Below are 17,815 nucleotides of genomic sequence, written 5' to 3'. Positions count from 1 at the left end.
GGCTACTCGCTTCTGGCCTTTTCGATGAGTGCGGCGCGCGGGTCCTCGCCCGCAGTGGCGTCGCGGAACTCGGTCAGCAGCTCGCGAGCCTTGTCGTCCAGCTCCTTGGGAACGACCACCTCGAAGGTGACCAGCAGGTCGCCCTTGGTGCCGTCCTTGCGGGTCACGCCGCGGCCGCGCACCCGCTGGACCTGGCCGTTGCGCGTGCCAGGAGCGATGCGTACGGTCACCGGCATGCCCTTGAGCGTCGGCACCTTGATCTCCGCGCCCAGCGCCGCCTCGGTGAAGGTGACGGGCACGGTGATCGTCAGGTTGTCGCCCGACCGGCCGAAGACCGGGTGCGGCTTGACGTGGGTGAGGATGTAGAGATCGCCGGCCGGCCCGCCGTTCTCGCCCGGCGCGCCCTTGGCCTTGAGCTTGACCCGCTTGCCGTCGTCGACCCCAGCGGGGATGCGCGCCTGGATCGTGCGGGTGCTCTTGGCCCTGCCGCTGCCGTCGCAGATCGGGCACGGGTCGTCGACGATCAGACCGCGGCCCTTGCAGTCGCGGCACGGCTCGGAGAAGGCGAAGTTGCCCAGGTTGCGGCTGGCCGCGCCGGTGCCCTCGCAGGTCGGGCAGACCCTCGGGGTCGTGCCCGCCTTGGCCCCCGTGCCCGCGCAGGCGGTACAGGAGGCCGAGCTGGTCAGCCGCAGGGACACCGTGGTGCCCTGGACGGCTTCTGTGAACGACAGCGTGACCTCGGACTCGATGTCCTGCCCGCGCCGCGGCCTGGTCGTCGCGTTGGTACGGCTCGCGCCGCCCCCGCGGTTGAACAGCCCGCCGAACAGGTCGCCGATCCGCTCGCCCGCGCCACCGCCGCCTGACCCGCCGAACAGGTCGCCGAAGTCGAAACCTGAACCGCCACCACCGGGCCTCTGGCCGCCGAGTCCCGAGCCGAACAGCGTGCGCGCCTCGTCGTACTCCTTGCGCCGCTTGACGTCCGACAGGATGTCGTAGGCCTCGGAGACCTCTTTGAACTTGGCCTCCTTGACGGTGTCACCCTGGTTGGAGTCCGGGTGATACTGCCTGGCCAGCTTGCGATAGGCCTTTTTGATCTCTTCGGCGGTGGCGGTCTTGGGCACACCAAGGACGGCGTAGTAGTCCTTCTCCAAGTAGTCCTTGGTGCTCATCTATCGTCCTTCTTCTTTCAGTCGTTGTCGTCTGAGCTGGGAGCGTCCTCTGGTTCCGCCACCGCGACCCGCGCCGGGCGGAGCACCCGCTCGCCGATGCGGTAGCCGGGCTGGAGCACGTCGATGCAGGTCGGCTCGGTGACGTCCGGTGAGTAGCTGTGCATCAGCGCCTCGTGGATCGTCGGGTCGAAGGGGTCGCCCTTCTGCCCGTACGAGGTGAGACCCAGCTTGGTCACCGCCGCCTCGAGCGACTCGGCCACCTTGGCGAAACCGCCGGTGACCTCACCATGGTCGCGTGCCCTGCCGATGTCGTCGAGGACCGGCAGCAGCTCGACCAGCGCGCTCGCCACCGACTGCTCGCGGACCGCGATCCGGTCGCGCTCGACGCGCCTGCGGTAGTTGGTGTATTCGGCCTGCAACCGCTGCAGATCGGCGGTGCGCTCGGCCAGCAGGCCAGCCTCCGGAGCCTCCTGCTGCTCAGGCTCCGGGGCTGACTTGCGTGCCTCGCCCGTCTCCGGGTCGATCTTGCGGTTGTCGCGAATCACCGGCTCTTCATCGAACCCGTTGCTCACGTCACTGGTCCTTCTTGGGCTGCTCGTCGTCGACGATCTCCGCCTCCACCACGTCGTCATCGGCCTTGGCCTCATTCGTGGTGCTGTCGGTGGTCGGCGCGCCCTCGGGGCCGCCCTGGGCGCCCTGGGACTGCGCGTAGATCGCCGAACCCATCTTCTGGCTGACGGTCGCGAGCTTCTCGGCGCTCGTGCGGATCACGTCGGTGTCGGTGCCCTCGAGAGCCTTCTTCAGCTCGGTGAGCGCGTCGTTCACCTCGGTCTTGATCTCGCCGGGGACCTTGTCGTCGTTCTCGCGGAGGAACTTCTCCGTCTGGTAGGCCAGGCCGTCCGCGTTGTTGCGGACCTCGGCCTCCTCGCGGCGCTTCTTGTCGTCCTCGGCGTACGACTCCGCCTCGCGCATCATGCGCTCGATGTCGTCCTTCGGCAGCGCGGAGCCGCCGGTGATGGTCATCGTCTGCTCCTTGCCGGTGCCCAGGTCCTTGGCGGAGACGTTGACGATGCCGTTGGCGTCGATGTCGAAGGTGACCTCGATCTGCGGGATGCCGCGCGGCGCCGGCGCGATGCCGGTCAGCTCGAACGTGGCCAGCTTCTTGTTGTAAGAAGCGATCTCGCGCTCGCCCTGGTAGACCTGGATCTGCACCGACGGCTGGTTGTCCTCGGCCGTGGTGAAGACCTCGGAGCGCTTGGTCGGGATCGTCGTGTTGCGCTCGATGATCTTCGTGAAGATGCCGCCCTTGGTCTCGATGCCGAGGGACAGCGGGGTCACGTCGAGCAGCAGGACGTCCTTGACCTCGCCCTTGAGCACGCCGGCCTGGAGAGCGGCGCCGATGGCGACGACCTCGTCCGGGTTGACGCCCTTGTTGGGCTCCTTGCCGCCGGTCAGCTCCTTGACCAGGTCGGAGACGGCGGGCATGCGGGTCGAGCCGCCGACCATCACGACGTGCGCGATGTCGGAGACCTTGATGCCGGCGTCCTTGATGACCTGGTGGAACGGGCCCTTGCAGCGCTCGAGCAGGTCGGCGGTGAGCCGCTGGAACTCGGCGCGGGTGAGCTTCTCGTCCAGGTGGAGCGGGCCCTCGGCGGAAGCCGTGATGTAGGGCAGGTTGATGTTCGTCTCGGACTGGCTGGAGAGCTCGATCTTGGCCTTCTCCGCCGCCTCGCGCAGACGCTGCAGGGCCATCTTGTCCTTGGACAGGTCGACGCCGTGCGCGTTCTTGAAGCGGGTGACGAGCTCGTCCACGACGCGCTGGTCCCAGTCGTCGCCGCCGAGGTGGTTGTCACCGCTCGTCGCCTTGACCTCGACGAAGCCGTGGCCGTCCTCCTGGCCGACGTCCAGCAGGGACACGTCGAACGTGCCGCCGCCGAGGTCGAAGACCAGGATGGTCTGGTCCTTGTCCTTGTCGAGCCCGTACGCCAGGGCGGCGGCCGTGGGCTCGTTGATGATGCGCAGAACGTTGAGACCCGCGATCGTGCCGGCTTCCTTGGTCGCCTGGCGCTGCGAGTCGTTGAAGTAGGCGGGGACGGTGATCACGGCGTCGGTGATCTTCTCGCCCAGGTAGGCCTCGGCGTCCTGCTTGAGCTTCTGCAGGACGAAGGCGCTGATCTGCTGGGGGGAGAACTTCTTGCCGTCGATCTCCTGGGACCAGTCGGTGCCCATCTCGCGCTTGACGGAACGGATGGTCCGGTCCACGTTGGTGACGGCCTGCCGCTTGGCGACCTCACCGACGAGAACCTCGCCGTTCTTGGCGAACGCGACCACGGACGGCGTGGTCCGCGAGCCTTGCGCGTTGGCGATGACGGTGGGCTCACCGCCCTCAAGGATTGCGACGACGGAGTTGGTCGTCCCCAGGTCGATACCTACCGCACGTGCCATGAGTACGTCCTTGTAGTCAAAGTTGAGTTGGTGTGACTCAACTTACGAATGCCAGTGGTGTTTGTCAAACGAGTTGAGCCTACCCGACTCAACCCCAAATGCCGTGAAAGCATTCCGGCACGCCTGGCAAAGTGGACCGATACTCCCGTAACGGCGCAGACCCCCCACCCGTTCCAGAACCCACCCCTGAGAAACCCCTGACCCGAAGCCCCATCCCCTAGGGGAGGTCCCACGCCACCCGACGCACCCAACCACCCCACACAAGCCACCTCGGGCCTCCGCCACCTCGGGCCTCCGCCACCTCGGGCCTCCGCCACCTCGGGCCTCCGCCACCTCGGGCCTCCGCCACCTCGGGCCTCCGCCACCCACTCCCGCGCCCCCACGCTCCCCGCGTCGCACGCCTCGGAGCCCCGAGGTCCCGCGCCCTGGCGTCACACGCACACGCGCCCCCGTGAGCCCGCGCCCCCACGAGCCCGCGAGGCCCCACGCCGCCCACCGCGTCGCACGCTCCCCGCGCCCAGCCGCCCATTCCCGTGCGCCACGCCCCGCGTCACACGCCCGCGAGCCCCACGCCGCCCACCGCGCCCGCCATGCGCTCCCGCCGCACATGGCCCGCGCCCCTCACGGCCAGCGCGCAACACCCCATCCAGCGCCACTCACCCGCCCAGCACCCCTGCGCTACGTCGCTCGCCCCCGCACCCGAGAGCCCCAAGGCGCTTTCCCGTCCTGCGCCCTGCCATCGCCAGAAGGACCCTTCGGGTGCCGCGGGAAGGCCCTCCTCTGGGACGCGCGCGAGCACCTTGGCACGTGGGTCACCCACGCAGTGGGTCGCTCGCCGAGAAGGAGGCGAGCGCTCAGCAGGGGGTCACCTCTCGCGAAGGGAGGCGAGCCGTCAGCAGTGGGCCACCCCGCAAAGGAGGCCGAGCCGTCAGGCGAAGCGCCCCGTCAGAGCTTGCCGCCGTCGACGATCTTCCGGTGGCCGACCGGGTGCTTGAGCTTCACCGTCGTCGTCTTCTCCACCGCGATCATGATGCACGACACGTCCTGCGCCTTAGGCGCCGTCCCCTCGTACAACGTGATCGTGACCCGCCGGGAAGTCTCCTTCACCTTCACCCGGTGCAGCACCGTGCACGGCGCCACCCCCGACCACCAGGTGAGCTTCACCTTGTTCCGCCCGACGACCTTGGCCTTGCCCCACTTGATCTTGTGCACGTTGACGGCGTTACCCGTAGGCTTGACCGGCTCGGGCGTAGGCGTGGCCCCGCTCGGCACCGACGCGGACACCGCCTTGACCGGAGCGGGAACGGCCGCCTGAGGCCCGGGGGATCCGGCGCATCCACCGATGGTCAAGACAAGGCATCCGGCGGCGAGCATCGTTTTACGCATATCTCTTGGACGGATGGGCTCGCCGAGCGGTTCAGCCCCGAGAACAGCCGGTTATCGTTGGTACGTGCTGCGTCAGGCTCTTCTCGCCGTTTCCAGAAGCGAACGCGCCGAGCGCGTCGTCTCCTCCTCGCCCCTCACCAGGGGGGTGGTCAAGCGTTACGTCGCCGACGACATCGGCGCCGTGGTGACCGAGCTGTCGGACCGCGGCCTGCTGGTCACCGTCGACCACCTCGGCGAGGACGTCACCGACCGGGCCCAGGCCGAGGGCGCCGTCCAGGCGTACCTGGCGCTGCTCGACCGCCTGCCGTCCGGCGCAGACGTGTCGGTGAAGCTGACCGCACTGGGCCTGCGCCTGAACGAGCAGCTGGCGCTCGACAACGCGGCCTCGATCTGCGAAGCGGTGGCCGACCGCGGCATCACCCTGACCCTGGACGCCGAGGAACACGACACGGTCGACGCCCTGCTGTCGATCCACTCGACCCTGCGCAAGGAGCACCCGGACGTGGGCGTAGTGATCCAGGCCTACCTGCGCGACGCGGCGGAGCGCTGCAGGAAGCTGGAGTCCGCGAGAGTACGCCTCTGCAAAGGCGCATACTCAGCCCCCGAAGCCCTGGCCTTCACGTCGCCCAAAGAAATCGATCGTTCGTTCGCCAAGTGCATGAAGATCCTCATGAACGGCACCGGCTACCCGATGATCGCCACCCACGACCCCCGCTTGGTGGAGATCGCCTCAGCCCTGGCCGTCCTCGCCGGGCGCGACGCGACGGGCTTCGAATACCAGATGCTGTACGGCGTCCGCCCAGAGGAACAGGAGCGCCTGGCGAGCCTCGGCGCCCAGGTCCGCGTCTACGTTCCGTACGGTTCCGACTGGTACCCGTACCTGATGCGCAGACTGGCCGAACGCCCAGCCAACCTCGCCTTCTTCGCCCGCTCCCTCCTCACCCGCACCTGACCCCCAGGAAAACCACGCCCAGAGCACCCGCCCCCCGAACGACGCTCACCCGCAAGCGACGCCCCCGAGAACTGCCCACCCCGAGAACCGCCTACCCCGCGAGAGACGACCACGCAGGGCTGCCCCGACTGGTCCCCCGTGGTCGAGAGGCCGCCGCCCGTGAGGGAGTCACGGCCCGTGAGGGGGTGACGGCCCGTGAGGGGGTGACGGTCCGTGAGGGGGTGACGGCCCGTCCAGGGGCCCCTCCTTAGGGGCCCGCTGGGAGCGCGTCGGGGCGAGGCCCGCTCGTGAGACCCGACCGCTCGTGAGGGTGATGTGTGTGAGGGGCGACGGCTCGCCCATGAAGACTGGCTGGAGCGTGCTGGGAGAGGACATGTCTGGGGTGCCCGTCCCACAACCGTGCGCAGTCATCCCGGAACGGCCATCCGTGAGGGATGTCCCAAGAGGTGGGTAGCTCGACGGCTGTGAGGGGTGTTCCAGGGGGTGGATGTTCAGGTTGTGGGGATGGAGGGGCCGGTAGGCTGCGGCCAGGGTCGATGGGTGAGGTGGGAAGCATGATCGCAATTCTGGGAACCGGCAAGATGGGTGAGGCTCTGCTGTCGGGGCTGCTGCGTGCCGGGTTCAAGCCGGGCGACATCATGGCCACCTCGCGACGCCCCGAGCGGGCCCAGGCGCTGCGTGAGACGTACGGCGTGCGGACCGTCACCAACGCTGAGGCTGCCAAGTCCGCTGACACGCTGATTCTTGCTGTCAAGCCGCAGGACATGGCTGCTCTGCTCAGTGAGATCGCCGCCTTTGTTCCTGCTGATCGGCTGGTGATCTCGGCTGCTGCGGGGATCACTACGGGGTTTGTGGAGCAGCGGCTGGGGGTGGATGTCCCGGTGGTGCGGGTGATGTCCAACACGCCGATTCGGTTCGATGAGGCGATGAGTGTCATCTCTGCGGGTGCGCACGCTGGTGAGGAGCATCTCAAGCTCACCGAGGCTCTGCTCAAGCCTGTGGGGAAGGTGTTGCGGATCCCGGAGTCGCAGCAGGATGCGGCTACGGCGTTGTCCGGGAGTGGGCCGGCTTACTTCTTCTACCTGGTCGAGGCCATGGTTGATGCGGGCATCCTGCTGGGGATGCCTCGGGCGGCGGCGCTGGACATGGTCACGCAGTCGATCGTCGGTGCCGCGATCATGTTGCGGGACTCGGGGGAGCATCCGGTGATCCTGCGGGAGGCGGTCACGTCGCCGGGAGGCACCACGATCGCGGCGATTGCTGAGCTGGAGCGGCACAGTGTTCGGGCGGCTTTCCTCGCGGCGATCGAGGCGGCGAGGGACCGGGGGCGTGAGCTTGCTGGAGGGTGATCTCTCCCCTGACCTCCTGCAGCTTTCTTGAGGAGGATCCCGTCCGTGCGGGCTGGGCTCCTTTTGAACAGCCCGCGTAGAGGGTGGCCGAGGCCCGAGGGGGCTGAGGTCCCCAAGGGGGCTGAGGCGCGAGGGGGTCGACAAGAAGGGTGGCGGAGGGGGCTCTTTTAGGAAACTTTCCTAAGCAGGGCAGGATGTGCCCTCGTGTGGACCCGTGACTTCACCCTCTTCTTCACCGCGCGCACCGTGTCGATGCTCGGCGGCTCCATGCTCCCCATAGCCGTGGCGCTGGGCATGCACGGCGCCGGGTACGGTCCCACCGGCGTGGGTCTCGCGCTCGCCGCCTGGATGGCCCCCATGGCCGGGCTCATCCTGTTCGGCGGTGTCTTCACCGACCGCTTCACCCCACGCAAGATGATGATCGGCGCCGACGTCGCCAGAACCGGCACCCAGGGTGGCCTCGCGGTCCTGTTCATGACGGGACGGCCGGAGCTCTGGCAGATTCTCGTGCTCACCGCGGTCGCCGGGGCCTCGGCGGCCATGTACGCACCGGGAGTCGCCGGGACCATTCCCAGGATCGCCAAGGACGTCCAGCGGGCCAACGCCATGCTCCGCGTCTCTGAGGCGATCATGCAGCTCAGCGGTCCAGGCCTCGCGGGCGTCGTCGTCGGGCTGGCCGGGGTCGGTGTGGTGTTCGCCGTCGACGCGGTCGGCTTCGCGGTCAGCGCCCTCTGCCTGCTCCTGATGAAGGCCAGGGTGACCGTCACCGCCGAGGAGCCGATGTTGCGCAGGCTGCGCGAGGGCTGGCACGAGTTCCGTTCGCGCACCTGGATGTGGAGCGTCATCCTGGTCTGGGCGATCTTCGGTATCACCCTGTTCGGTCCGCTCATCCCGCTCGGTTCGCTGCTGGTCAGCGAGTCCTACGACGCGACGGCGTACGGCCTGGTCATGTCGGCGGGCGGCGCGGGGACGATCGTCGGCGGGCTGGTGGCGCTGCGGCTGCGCCCGTCGCGTCCGCTGGCGGCAGGGTCGACGGCGTTGTTCCTGTTCGCGCTCGAACCGCTGACGCTGGCCCTGCAGGTGCCGCTCCCGCTCCTGGTGGCCGGGCACGTGCTCGGCGGCGCCGGGTTCGCGTTCTGGTCGGTCATGTGGGCGACCAGCGTGCAGACCTCGGTGCCGCACGACGTCCTCAACCGGGTCAGCGCCTACGAGATCGGCGGCTCGACCATCGCGATCCCCATCGGGCAGGCGCTGGCCGGGCCGGTCGCGGCGCTCGCGGGAGCCAGGGAGGTGCTGGCCGTTTCCACGGTCGTGGCGCTGGTCGGCTGCCTGGTGCTGCTGGCCGTACCACCGATCAGGAGGCTCGCCCGAGCGACCGCATGACCGTCCCTTTACCCTGGGTCGGGTGACGTTACGTCGCGGTATCCCTCCGCTCCTGATCCTGCTCGCGCTTACCGGCTGCAGCGCCGATGAGCTGCCCAACGTCCAGATCGCCGCCGTCGGACGGGCGCCGGTGACCGAGGTCGTCGAGGCCCCAGCCACCATCGGCGCGCGCGCCACGGCCACGCTCCGCTCACCCGCCCAGGGCACGATCGCCAAGCTGTACGTCAGCGACGGAGACCGGGTCAAGAAGGGCCAGCTGCTGGCCAGGATCAGCTCGCCGCAGGCGCAGGACCAGCTCAGCCAGGCGAAGAAGGCGGCCAAGCCGGTGAAGGCGCCGCGCCTGTCGCTCGGGGCGCAGAACGTCAAGCTGGTCTCGTTCAACACCCGGACCAAGCTCTTCGACCAGGCCAGGGCCGAGGCCAGGAAGATCGACGACCGTACGGCACGCAAACAGGTGCTGAACGCCATCAGCCTCGCGGAAACCCAGCACAAGGCGCAGACCAGGGCGCTGTCGAAGATCGCCGACGACCTCAACAGGACGATCAACGGCGTCCTGTCCAGGCTCACCAGCGGGCTCGGCGGGCTGACCTCGTCGATGTCCTCGCTGCAGGCGGCGTCGCTGACGCAGGCCAAGGCGGCGGTCAAGGTCGCGAAGAGCACGGTCGACTCGCTCACCGTGAAGGCGCCGTTCTCCGGTATCGTCTCCCTCGGCCGCGCCTCCGGCGGCACCGGCGGCGGCACGAGCGGGCTGAGCGGCCTGCTGAGCCAGATCCCCGGCGCCGCCCAGCAACTGCCCGCCGTACCCTCCTCGAGCTCGTCGGGCGGCACGCCCGTCGCCGTCGGGGTGCCGGTGTCGGCCGGCGACTCCATCGTGACCGTCACCGACGTCTCCACGCTCACACTGGCCGCCGACGTCGACGAGACCGACGTGCTGCTGGTCAAGGAGGGCACCCAGGCGGACGTCGAACTCGACGCGGTGCCCGGCGCCACGTACAAGGCCGAGGTCACCGGCGTCGGCGTGACGCCCATGGAGTCCTCGACCGGCGGAGTGAGCTATCCGGTACGGCTGACGCTAGGGTCCGGCACCTTCGACGACGGCGCCGAGGCGCCCACCCCCAAACCCGGCATGAGCGCCGTGACCAGGCTGACCGTCCGCGAGTCGCCGTCGGCGGTCGCCGCCCCCGCAGCGGCCATCGTCACCAGCGGGCGCGAGAGCGTCGTCTGGGTCGTCAAGGACGGCAAGGCGGAGCGCCGCGTGGTCAAGCTGGGCGCGCAGGGCGACGACCTGGTCGAAGTGCTGTCCGGGCTCAACGTGGGCGACCGGATCGTGGTCAAGGGGGCTGACTCCGTACGGCAGGGCCAGCAGCTGTCATGACGCCCGCGCTGGAGGCGATCGACCTCACCAGGTCCTACCAGCTCGAAGGCCTCTCGGTCGACGCGCTCAAAGGGGTCAGCCTGGCCATCGACCAGGGCGAGTTCGCGGCGATCATCGGGCCGTCGGGTTCCGGGAAGTCGACGCTGATGCACCTGCTCGGCTGCCTGGACCGGCCCACCTCCGGCGTCCTGCGCATCAACGGGGTGGAGATGGCTGGGCTGGCCGACAACGACCTGGCTGAGCTGCGCAACAGGACGATCGGGTTCGTGTTCCAGTCCTTCCACCTGCTGGCGCGTACCTCGGCGCTGGAGAACGTGGCGTTGCCGCTGGTGTACCGGGGGCTGGGCCGTACGGAACGGCTGGCGAAGGCGCGGGCGGCGCTCGACGCGGTCGGGCTGGGGCACCGGCTCGACCACCGGCCGTCGCAGATGTCGGGCGGGGAGCAGCAGCGGGTGGCGATCGCCAGGGCACTGGTCGGGGAGCCCAAGGTGCTGCTGGCCGACGAGCCCACGGGCAACCTGGACACGCGTAATGGCGAGGAGGTCATGCGCATCCTCGACCGGCTCAACTCGGAGAGCGGGGTGGCCGTGGTGCTGGTGACCCACGAGCCCGAGGTCGCCGCGCACGCACGCAGGCAGATCCACGTACGCGACGGCCTGATCGAAAGCGACACCGGGACAACCCCGAAAACCGGCCGTGGAGGTGAGGGGGCGTGAGGGGCCGCGAGGCGTTCTTCATGGCCCTCGAGGCGTTGCGCGTCAACCGGCTGCGCAGCGTGCTGACCATGCTCGGCGTGATCATCGGGGTGTTGTCCGTCGTCATCCTCGTCGCGATCGGGACCGGGGCCAAGGACGCCATCGAGCACGAGATCTCGGGGCTGGGGAGCAACATCATCCTGGTCGTTCCCGGACGGCTGACCTCGGGGGCGGCGCCGACGCAGAGCCGGCTCGACATGGCCGACGTCGCCTATGTGCGCAGGGTCGTCGGGAATCCTGCCAAGGTGACGGTGTCGCTCCAGTCGGGGGAGACCGTACGGGTGGGCAGGCAGGAGCAGTTCGCCACCATCGTCGGCACGGACGAGAACCTGCAGAACATCTTCGACCGGCCGCTGGAGCGCGGCAGGCACCTCAGCGGCACGGACGTCGACACGCGGCGTCGGGTGGCGGTGCTCGGCTCTGAGGTGGCTGACAAGCTCTTCGGCGACCTCGACCCCATCGGCCGGCAGCTCACCATCTCGGGGGCGCGGTTCCGCGTCGTCGGTGTGTACGCCACGGTCGGCGCCACCTTCGGGGTGGCGCGTGACCAGGAGGTGCACATGCCGGTGACCACGGCGCAGCGGCTGCTCGGGCTGTCGCGGATCAACGGGATGGCGGTCGGGGCCTCCGGGCCGGACGAGATCGAGCCGCTGCAGGAGCGGGTGCTGGCGGCGCTCAAGGACCGGCACCCCGGGGACCAGTTCTCGGCGGTCACGCAGACGCAGTTGCTGGGGACGATCGGGAGCATCCTCGGGATGTTGACCGGGGTGCTGGCGGCTATCGCGGGGATCTCGCTGCTGGTGGGCGGGGTGGGGGTGTCGAACATCATGCTGGTCAGCGTGCGGGAGCGGACCAAGGAGATCGGGCTGCGCAAGGCGTTGGGGGCTCGGCAGCGGGACGTTCTGACGCAGTTCCTCATCGAGGCGGTGTTGTTGACGACGATCGGGGGGAGTGTGGGGATCCTGCTGGGGGTTGGTGGGGCGCTGGCGATCGAGGCGCTCACGCCGGTGCCTGCTTCGATCACGTGGTGGTCGATTGCTTTGGCCTTTGGGGTGTCGGCGGCGGTAGGGGTGTTCTTCGGCGTCGCTCCTGCTCGGCGTGCGGGGCGCCTGGACCCGGTCATCGCTCTCCGCGCCGAGTAACTCACGTTGCTCTTCGTTCGCGTTGCGCCGGGCTCCGCCGTACACCGTCTCGCCGCACCGGCGCTGGGAGGACGACCACCCCGCGTCAGGCGTCGCGGCGGTGGAGGAGGGTGGCGGCGGTGAGGAGGGTTACGGTGATCCAGGCCAGGTAGACCGTGAAGCCCTGCCACGGGCCCAGGGCGTCGGGGGAGGTGGTCAGCCGGGTGATCTGGGCGCCCGCGTTCGAGGTGAAATAGCGGTTGATCGTGTGGCCCCACGCGTCGGGCAGGATGCCGGTCAGCTGCGGAAGGATCATGATCAAGGAGATCACCGTCACGATCGCCCCGGGCGTGTGCCGGATCAGCGCCCCCAGCCCCAGCCCGAACAACCCGCTCGCCGTCAGGTAGAGCGCCGTCCCCACGACCGCCCGCAGGACGCCCGGGTCGCCCAGCGAGGCGTCCATCCCCTGCCTGCCGAGAAACGCCTGCCCCACGAAGAACGTGGCGAAGCACGCGACCGTGGTGAACACCAGCGAGACGGTCGTGAACACCACGACCTTGCCCGCCAGCAACGACAACCGCTGCGGTACGGCCTGCAGAGACGTCCTGATCATGCCCGTCCGGTACTCGCTGGAGATCACCAGCACCCCCAGCGTCGCCATCGCGATCGCCGCGAACGAGAACCCGACCAGCGCCGCCCCCGTCCCGTCGAAGCCCGGCACCGCGTTGCGCGGATCGCGCCCCATGAAGAACGTGGTCAGCCCGCCCAGCAGAAAGAGCATCCCGCCAGCAGAGACGAGCGTCCACATCGTGGACCGCACCGAGCGCATCTTGGTCCACTCAGACCTGAGGATGTCGGTCATGACCTGTACTCCAGACTGTCCTTGGTGAGTTCCATGTAGGCCGCCTCGAGCGTCGGCTGCACGAACACGAGCTCCTCCAGCGCCACCCCGTGCTGCGCCGCCACGGCGCCGACCTCCAGCGCCGACCGCGAGGTGACCCGCAGGTGGTCCGGGTAGAGGTCGCCGGTCCCCAGCAGGTCGGTGAGCTCGGCGAGCCTGGGGGAGCGCACCCGCACGTACCCCTGGGAGCTGCGCCCGATGAACTCCGACACGCTGGTGTCGGCGATCAGCGCGCCCCTGCCGATCACCACGAGGTGGTCGGCGGTCTGCGCCATCTCGCTCATCAGGTGGCTGGAGACGAAGATGGTCCGCCCCTCGGCGGCCAGCTTGCGCATCAGCGTACGGATCCACAGGATGCCGTCGGGGTCGAGCCCGTTGACCGGCTCGTCGAACAGCAGGATCTCGGGGTCGCCGAGCAGCGCCGCCGCGATGCCGAGCCGCTGGGACATGCCGAGGGAGAAGCCGCCGATGCGCCGCTTGGCGACCTCGGTGAGCCCCACGACGGCCAGGACCTCCTCCACGCGCGAGGCGGGCAGGCCGTTGCTCTGGGCGATGCACAGCAGGTGGTTGCGAGCGCTCCTGCCGCCGTGGACGGCCTTGGCGTCGAGCAGCGCGCCGATCTTGCGCAGCGGGTGCTTCATGTCGGCGTAGCGCTGCCCGTCGACGAGGACCTTGCCCTCCGAGGGGCGGTCGAGGCCGAGGATCATCCGCATGGTGGTGGATTTGCCCGCGCCGTTGGGGCCGAGGAATCCGGTCACCTGGCCGGGTTCGACGGTGAAGGAGAGCCCCGCCACCGCGACGGTCTCCCCGTAACGTTTGGTCAGGTTCACAGCCTGGATGGCAGTCATACGTCCAGGCTCGCGCGGGCGACCGGGGAAAACGTCCTGCTGCGGGACGGTTCCGCGCGTAGGAGCCAGGTCCTAACCGCTCGGCCGTACCAGACCTGCCTCGTAGGCCACGATGACCGCCTGCGCCCGGTCACGCACGTCGAGCTTGCCGAACAGGCTGGTCACGTGGTTCTTCACGGTGGACGGCGAGACCTGCAGCTCCTGGGCGATCTCGGGGTTGGAGCGGCCGCGGGCGATCAGCGTCAGCACCTCGCACTCCCGCTCGGTCAGCCCGTCGAGCGTCTTGGGCGCCTCGGGCATCCTTGCGGCGCGGACGAAGGTGCCGATCAGCCGCGTCAGCAGCCGCGGCGCCACGGCCGAGTCACCCCTGTGGACGACGCGCACGCCCTCGACGAGTTCCTCGGGCGAGATGTCCTTGGGCAGGAAGCCGGACGCGCCGGCGCGGAGGGACGCGACGACGTTCTCGTCGAGGTCGAACGTGCTCAGTGCCAGCACCCGCGTCCCCGGGAACTCCGCGACGATCTTCGCGGTGGCCGTCACGCCGTCCATGCCGGGCATGTGCAGGTCCATGAGCACGACGTCCGGCGACAGCGCCCGGCACAGCTCGACGGCCGCGCCGCCCTCAGCCGCCTCACCAACCACGGTGATGTCCTGCTCGGCGTTGAGCATGAGCTTGAAGCCGGTACGCACCAGAGCCTGATCGTCGACCAGCAGCACGGAGATCATGATTGCTCCAACGGGAATCGGGCGTGGACGCGGAACCCGCCCTCCTGACGCGGACCAGTCTGCAACTGCCCGCCGCACAGCGCCACGCGCTCGGCCATCCCGCCGAGCCCGAACCCGGAGGTGGACGACGCGCCCACGGCGATCCCGTCGTCGAGCACCTCGATCTCCACCGCGGCCGGCCAGTACGCCAGCCGTACGCTGGCCCGCGCCCCTCCCGCGTGCTTGCGCGAGTTGGTGAGCGCCTCCTGCGCCACCCGGTAGACCGCGTGGTCGACGGCGGCGGGCAGCGGCACCGCCGCGCCGGTCACCCTGAGGCTCGACGGCAGTCCTGCCATCGTGGCCTGCTCGACCAGTGCTGGGAGCCCGGCGGCCCCGACGCCGGTGGAGACGTCGGCCGCCGGGTCGCCGTCGTCGGCGCGCAGGACGTCGAGGAGCTGGCGCATCTCGGCGAGCGCGGCGCGCGAGGTCTGCTCGGCGCTGCGCAGGGCGTCGCGCGCGTCGTCCTGGCTGGTGGCCATGGTGGCGCGGGCGCCGCCGACCAGGGCGTTGATGACAGTCAGGTGGTGGGCCACGACGTCGTGGAGCTCGCGGGCGATGCGCCTGCGCTCGGCGCGCACGGCGGCGTCCGTGGCCTCCCGCTCGCTGCGCGCCTTCAGCTCGCCGCGCAGCCGTACGAACTGGCCCATGCCGATGAGCAGCAGTGGCGAGAAGCCGCCGGCCACCGCGCTGCCGGGACGGCCGTCGGCGAGCTGGGCGACGGCCGACGAGGCGACGACGGCGACCAAGGTGGCGATCGCGGTGCGCCTGCCCGAGGTGTAGCGGCCGACGCTGTAGAAGGCGATCCAGGAGGGGATGTTGCCGGCCTCTGTGGCGCCGGTGAGCTGGGACACGCCGTCGACGACGCCCGCGAAGGCCGCCACGAGCAGCGGATACCGCCTGCGCCACAGCAGCGGGACTGCCGTGACGAGGAACACCCACGCGCCCAGCATGAGGTCGCCGGGGTTGCCCATGAGGACGTTGCCGACCAGGCCGATGACCGCCGCGGCCATCATCAGGATGACGATCGTGGCGTCGAACACCTGTGGCTTGGAGAAGAACCTCCAAGCCCTGACGAACGGCCGCATGATCCCAGGCTAGGCGTCTGCGGTAACGTCGGCGCATGGCTGGACTCGCACGAGTTATCTGGGATGACGCGCTGGTCTCCTACGACTTCGGTCCCGGGCATCCGCTCGCGCCGGTCAGGGTCGAGCTGACGATGGCGCTCTCCCGCGAGCTGGGCGTGCTCGACCGGGTCGACCTCGCCGGATGCGCCCCTGCGACGGACGACGAGCTGGCCCTGGTGCACAAGCGCGACTACATCGAGGCGGTCAAGCGCGTCTCCGCCGACGGCAGGCCCGATCCGTCCGCCGGGCTCGGCACCACGGACAACCCCGCGTTCCCCGGGGTCCACGAGGCCTCGGCCCTCATCGCCGGCGCCTCGCTGGCCGCCGCGCGAGCGGTGTTCGAGGGTACGGCGGAGCACGCGGTCAACGTCGCCGGCGGGCTGCACCACGCGATGGCCGGGATGGCCAGCGGGTTCTGCGTCTACAACGATCCGGCGATCGCGATCGCCTGGCTGCTGTCGCAGGGCGTCTCCAAGGTCGCCTACGTGGACGTGGACGTGCATCACGGCGACGGCGTGCAGGCGCTGTTCTACGACGACCCGCGGGTGCTGACGATCAGCCTGCACGAGAGCCCGCGCACGCTTTTCCCGGGCACGGGCTGGCCGGAGGAGACCGGCGCTGAGGGCACCGCGGTCAACGTGGCGCTGCCCGCCGGTTGCGGGGACGAGGGGTGGCTGCGCGCCTTCCACGCGGTGGTTCCGCCGCTGCTGCGCGAGTTCCAGCCGGAGTTCCTCGTCACCCAGCACGGCTGCGACAGCCACGCGCTCGACCCGCTCGCCCACCTGATGCTGAGCGTCGACGGTCAGCGCACCGCCTACGCGGCCCTCCACGGGCTCGCTCACGAGACGGCGGGCGGCCGGTGGGTCGTGACGGGGGGCGGCGGCTACGAGCTCGTCCAGGTGGTGCCCAGGGCCTGGACGCACCTGATCGCCGAGGCGTCGGGCCACCCGCTCGACCCGGGCACCAGAACCCCCCAGGCCTGGCAGGAATTCGTGCGCGAGCGGACCGGTGAGACGGCCCCGCTGACCATGACCGACGGACGGGTCCCGGAATTTCGCGACCTTTCCGGAGGTTATGACCCAGCGGACCCCATTGACCGTGCGGTCATGGCGACGCGAAACGCGGTATTCCCTCTGCACGGCCTCGACCCGATGCCCTAGGGAGGACCGTTGCTGACCCGCGACGACCTGCGCGAGCACCTGATACGCACCCGCATAGCGGGAGACGTCGCGACGCCGCGTGAGAACAACCTCGACCACTTCAGCTCGCTGGCCAACCGCGACCCGTGGATGATGTTCGGCCTGACCACCTCGCAGAACTGGTCCTTCCGCGACGTGCTCGACCTGATGGCCAAGAAGTGCGGCGTGATCGCCGATCCCGGCCACCGCTACGGCCAGGACACGATCGACCCCGACCTGACGATCGACGCCACGGACGCCATGGCCGACCGGATCGCCGCGGCGCTCTCCGCCGACAGTCCACGGATTCTCTTCGCCACCGGCCACCCGACCGGGCTGCTGGTCATCCACCTGGCGCTGGCGCGGCTCGCCTCGGCACGCGGGGCGACGCTGCTGACCCCGGCCGAGGGCTGGGTCCACCGGGGGCACGGCTTCGGCCGTACGCGGATCATCCGCTACCTCGAGGACGTCGCGATGCTCGACGACAAGGGCGGCTTCGTGCACACCCACGACCCGGCGCCCATGGAGGCGATGCTCGCCGCGCTGGACGAGCGCCCCGATCTCGTCATCGCCGATCACGGATGGGCCGGAGCCGCTGCTGAGGCGGGCATTCCGACCGTGGGCTTCGCCGACTGCAACGACCCGGCGCTGTTCGTCGGGGAGGCGGAGGGGAAGATCGACGTTGTGGTCCCGCTCGATGACAACGTGCTTCCGCGCTATTACGCGCCGTTGACGGAGAGGCTCGTCACACGAGTCTCACGAGCCCTTTGAGTTGAATTCGGTCCTCCCCATACCGTCTTTTCGCGCCTGCATTCCAAGAGGCTCGCCGTCCCTTTGCCAACTTTTGAGGGGGCCTGGGCGACTCTTATGTGTACGAAGTTGGACGGTTCCAACGTCCAGGCGAGGGATGCTGCCCGGCTCCTGATCAGCGACTTCGCTGGTTTGGCTGACAGGTGGCTCCGATAACTGAGAAAATAGGGGGTTTGCGCACTCGGAGTCCCGACTTACGCTGACGGCAGTACACGTGCGTGAGCAATGGCACCAGTGGGGATAACCCGGAAACA

At 69.5% G+C, this 17,815-nt stretch carries 16 protein-coding genes; 8 read left to right on the top strand and 8 right to left on the bottom strand.

What is annotated here, in order from left to right; translation table 11 throughout:
- Positions 1-2 precede the first annotated feature (2 nt).
- The 4 genes from dnaJ to ACIBG8_RS27830 form a co-directional block, all read right to left on the bottom strand.
- Positions 3-1,169 carry a molecular chaperone DnaJ gene (gene dnaJ / locus ACIBG8_RS27845; RefSeq protein ID WP_397345886.1) on the bottom strand — a complete coding sequence of 389 codons (1,167 nt, stop codon included), beginning with the start codon at positions 1,167-1,169 and terminating at the stop codon, positions 3-5.
- 17 nt (positions 1,170-1,186) lie between these two features.
- Positions 1,187-1,741 (bottom strand): nucleotide exchange factor GrpE, encoded by a 555-nt coding sequence (gene grpE / locus ACIBG8_RS27840; RefSeq protein ID WP_397345885.1) that lies wholly within the window; start codon positions 1,739-1,741, stop codon positions 1,187-1,189.
- Position 1,742: 1 nt separating this feature from the next.
- Entirely contained in the window at positions 1,743-3,614 is a 1,872-nt protein-coding gene (gene dnaK / locus ACIBG8_RS27835) for a molecular chaperone DnaK (protein ID WP_397345884.1), read from the bottom strand.
- Positions 3,615-4,559: 945 nt separating this feature from the next.
- Positions 4,560-4,964: a hypothetical protein gene (locus tag ACIBG8_RS27830; RefSeq protein WP_397345883.1), complete on the bottom strand. Its 405-nt coding sequence runs from the start codon at positions 4,962-4,964 to the stop codon at positions 4,560-4,562.
- A 100-nt stretch (positions 4,965-5,064) separates the two neighbouring features.
- Between ACIBG8_RS27830 and ACIBG8_RS27825 the strand changes: the two genes are divergently transcribed.
- The 6 genes from ACIBG8_RS27825 to ACIBG8_RS27800 all read left to right on the top strand — a co-directional run bounded on the left by ACIBG8_RS27825 (position 5,065) and on the right by ACIBG8_RS27800 (position 11,956).
- Positions 5,065-5,952 (top strand): proline dehydrogenase family protein, encoded by an 888-nt coding sequence (locus tag ACIBG8_RS27825; RefSeq protein WP_397345882.1) that lies wholly within the window; start codon positions 5,065-5,067, stop codon positions 5,950-5,952.
- Positions 5,953-6,506: 554 nt separating this feature from the next.
- Positions 6,507-7,301 carry a pyrroline-5-carboxylate reductase gene (gene proC, locus ACIBG8_RS27820; RefSeq protein ID WP_397346196.1) on the top strand — a complete coding sequence of 265 codons (795 nt, stop codon included), beginning with the start codon at positions 6,507-6,509 and terminating at the stop codon, positions 7,299-7,301.
- Between the two features lie 204 nt (positions 7,302-7,505).
- On the top strand, positions 7,506-8,684 hold the full coding sequence (locus ACIBG8_RS27815) for an MFS transporter (protein WP_397345881.1): 1,179 nt from the start codon (positions 7,506-7,508) through the stop codon (positions 8,682-8,684).
- A 22-nt stretch (positions 8,685-8,706) separates the two neighbouring features.
- Complete coding sequence (locus tag ACIBG8_RS27810; protein ID WP_397345880.1) at positions 8,707-10,059, top strand: efflux RND transporter periplasmic adaptor subunit; 1,353 nt, start codon at positions 8,707-8,709, stop codon at positions 10,057-10,059.
- Positions 10,056-10,775, top strand: a complete 720-nt coding sequence (locus ACIBG8_RS27805) for an ABC transporter ATP-binding protein (RefSeq protein ID WP_397345879.1) — start codon at positions 10,056-10,058, stop codon at positions 10,773-10,775. The genes ACIBG8_RS27810 and ACIBG8_RS27805 overlap by 4 nt, the downstream gene beginning before the upstream one ends.
- Positions 10,772-11,956, top strand: a complete 1,185-nt coding sequence (locus tag ACIBG8_RS27800; protein WP_397345878.1) for an ABC transporter permease — start codon at positions 10,772-10,774, stop codon at positions 11,954-11,956. The genes ACIBG8_RS27805 and ACIBG8_RS27800 overlap by 4 nt, the downstream gene beginning before the upstream one ends.
- Positions 11,957-12,041: 85 nt before the next feature.
- Here ACIBG8_RS27800 and ACIBG8_RS27795 read toward each other — a convergent pair whose 3' ends face one another.
- The 4 genes from ACIBG8_RS27795 to ACIBG8_RS27780 all read right to left on the bottom strand — a co-directional run bounded on the left by ACIBG8_RS27795 (position 12,042) and on the right by ACIBG8_RS27780 (position 15,534).
- Positions 12,042-12,797 (bottom strand): ABC transporter permease subunit, encoded by a 756-nt coding sequence (locus ACIBG8_RS27795; RefSeq protein WP_397345877.1) that lies wholly within the window; start codon positions 12,795-12,797, stop codon positions 12,042-12,044.
- Positions 12,794-13,684 (bottom strand): ABC transporter ATP-binding protein, encoded by an 891-nt coding sequence (locus tag ACIBG8_RS27790; protein ID WP_397345876.1) that lies wholly within the window; start codon positions 13,682-13,684, stop codon positions 12,794-12,796. Before ACIBG8_RS27790 ends, ACIBG8_RS27795 begins: the two co-directional genes overlap by 4 nt.
- Before the next feature lie 72 nt (positions 13,685-13,756).
- Positions 13,757-14,410 carry a response regulator gene (locus tag ACIBG8_RS27785; RefSeq protein ID WP_397345875.1) on the bottom strand — a complete coding sequence of 218 codons (654 nt, stop codon included), beginning with the start codon at positions 14,408-14,410 and terminating at the stop codon, positions 13,757-13,759.
- Positions 14,407-15,534 (bottom strand): sensor histidine kinase, encoded by a 1,128-nt coding sequence (locus ACIBG8_RS27780; protein WP_397345874.1) that lies wholly within the window; start codon positions 15,532-15,534, stop codon positions 14,407-14,409. Before ACIBG8_RS27780 ends, ACIBG8_RS27785 begins: the two co-directional genes overlap by 4 nt.
- 35 nt (positions 15,535-15,569) lie before the next feature.
- On the opposite strand from ACIBG8_RS27780, the gene ACIBG8_RS27775 reads away from it, so the two are divergent.
- Complete coding sequence (locus ACIBG8_RS27775) at positions 15,570-16,733, top strand: acetoin utilization protein AcuC (RefSeq protein WP_397345873.1); 1,164 nt, start codon at positions 15,570-15,572, stop codon at positions 16,731-16,733.
- A gap of 9 nt (positions 16,734-16,742) precedes the next feature.
- Entirely contained in the window at positions 16,743-17,522 is a 780-nt protein-coding gene (locus ACIBG8_RS27770; protein ID WP_397345872.1) for a phosphatase, read from the top strand.
- The last annotated feature ends 293 nt before the right edge of the window (positions 17,523-17,815 follow it).

This window comes from Nonomuraea sp. NPDC050556 (genome assembly GCF_044457355.1).
Taxonomy (GTDB): domain Bacteria; phylum Actinomycetota; class Actinomycetes; order Streptosporangiales; family Streptosporangiaceae; genus Nonomuraea.
Note: the sequence above shows the minus strand (reverse complement) of the source record. Positions and strands in the feature narration are given on the sequence as shown.

What these genes read in the sequence shown, in the direction of transcription:
- dnaJ (WP_397345886.1), bottom strand. Translation starts at nt 1,169, where the DNA reads ATGAGCACCAAGGACTACTTGGAGAAGGACTACTACGCCGTCCTTGGT.
- dnaK (WP_397345884.1), bottom strand. Translation starts at nt 3,614, where the DNA reads ATGGCACGTGCGGTAGGTATCGACCTGGGGACGACCAACTCCGTCGTC.
- proC (WP_397346196.1), top strand. Translation starts at nt 6,507, where the DNA reads ATGATCGCAATTCTGGGAACCGGCAAGATGGGTGAGGCTCTGCTGTCG.
- ACIBG8_RS27805 (WP_397345879.1), top strand. Translation starts at nt 10,056, where the DNA reads ATGACGCCCGCGCTGGAGGCGATCGACCTCACCAGGTCCTACCAGCTC.
- ACIBG8_RS27795 (WP_397345877.1), bottom strand. Translation starts at nt 12,797, where the DNA reads ATGACCGACATCCTCAGGTCTGAGTGGACCAAGATGCGCTCGGTGCGG.
- ACIBG8_RS27790 (WP_397345876.1), bottom strand. Translation starts at nt 13,684, where the DNA reads ATGACTGCCATCCAGGCTGTGAACCTGACCAAACGTTACGGGGAGACC.
- ACIBG8_RS27785 (WP_397345875.1), bottom strand. Translation starts at nt 14,410, where the DNA reads ATGATCTCCGTGCTGCTGGTCGACGATCAGGCTCTGGTGCGTACCGGC.
- ACIBG8_RS27780 (WP_397345874.1), bottom strand. Translation starts at nt 15,534, where the DNA reads ATGCGGCCGTTCGTCAGGGCTTGGAGGTTCTTCTCCAAGCCACAGGTG.
- ACIBG8_RS27775 (WP_397345873.1), top strand. Translation starts at nt 15,570, where the DNA reads ATGGCTGGACTCGCACGAGTTATCTGGGATGACGCGCTGGTCTCCTAC.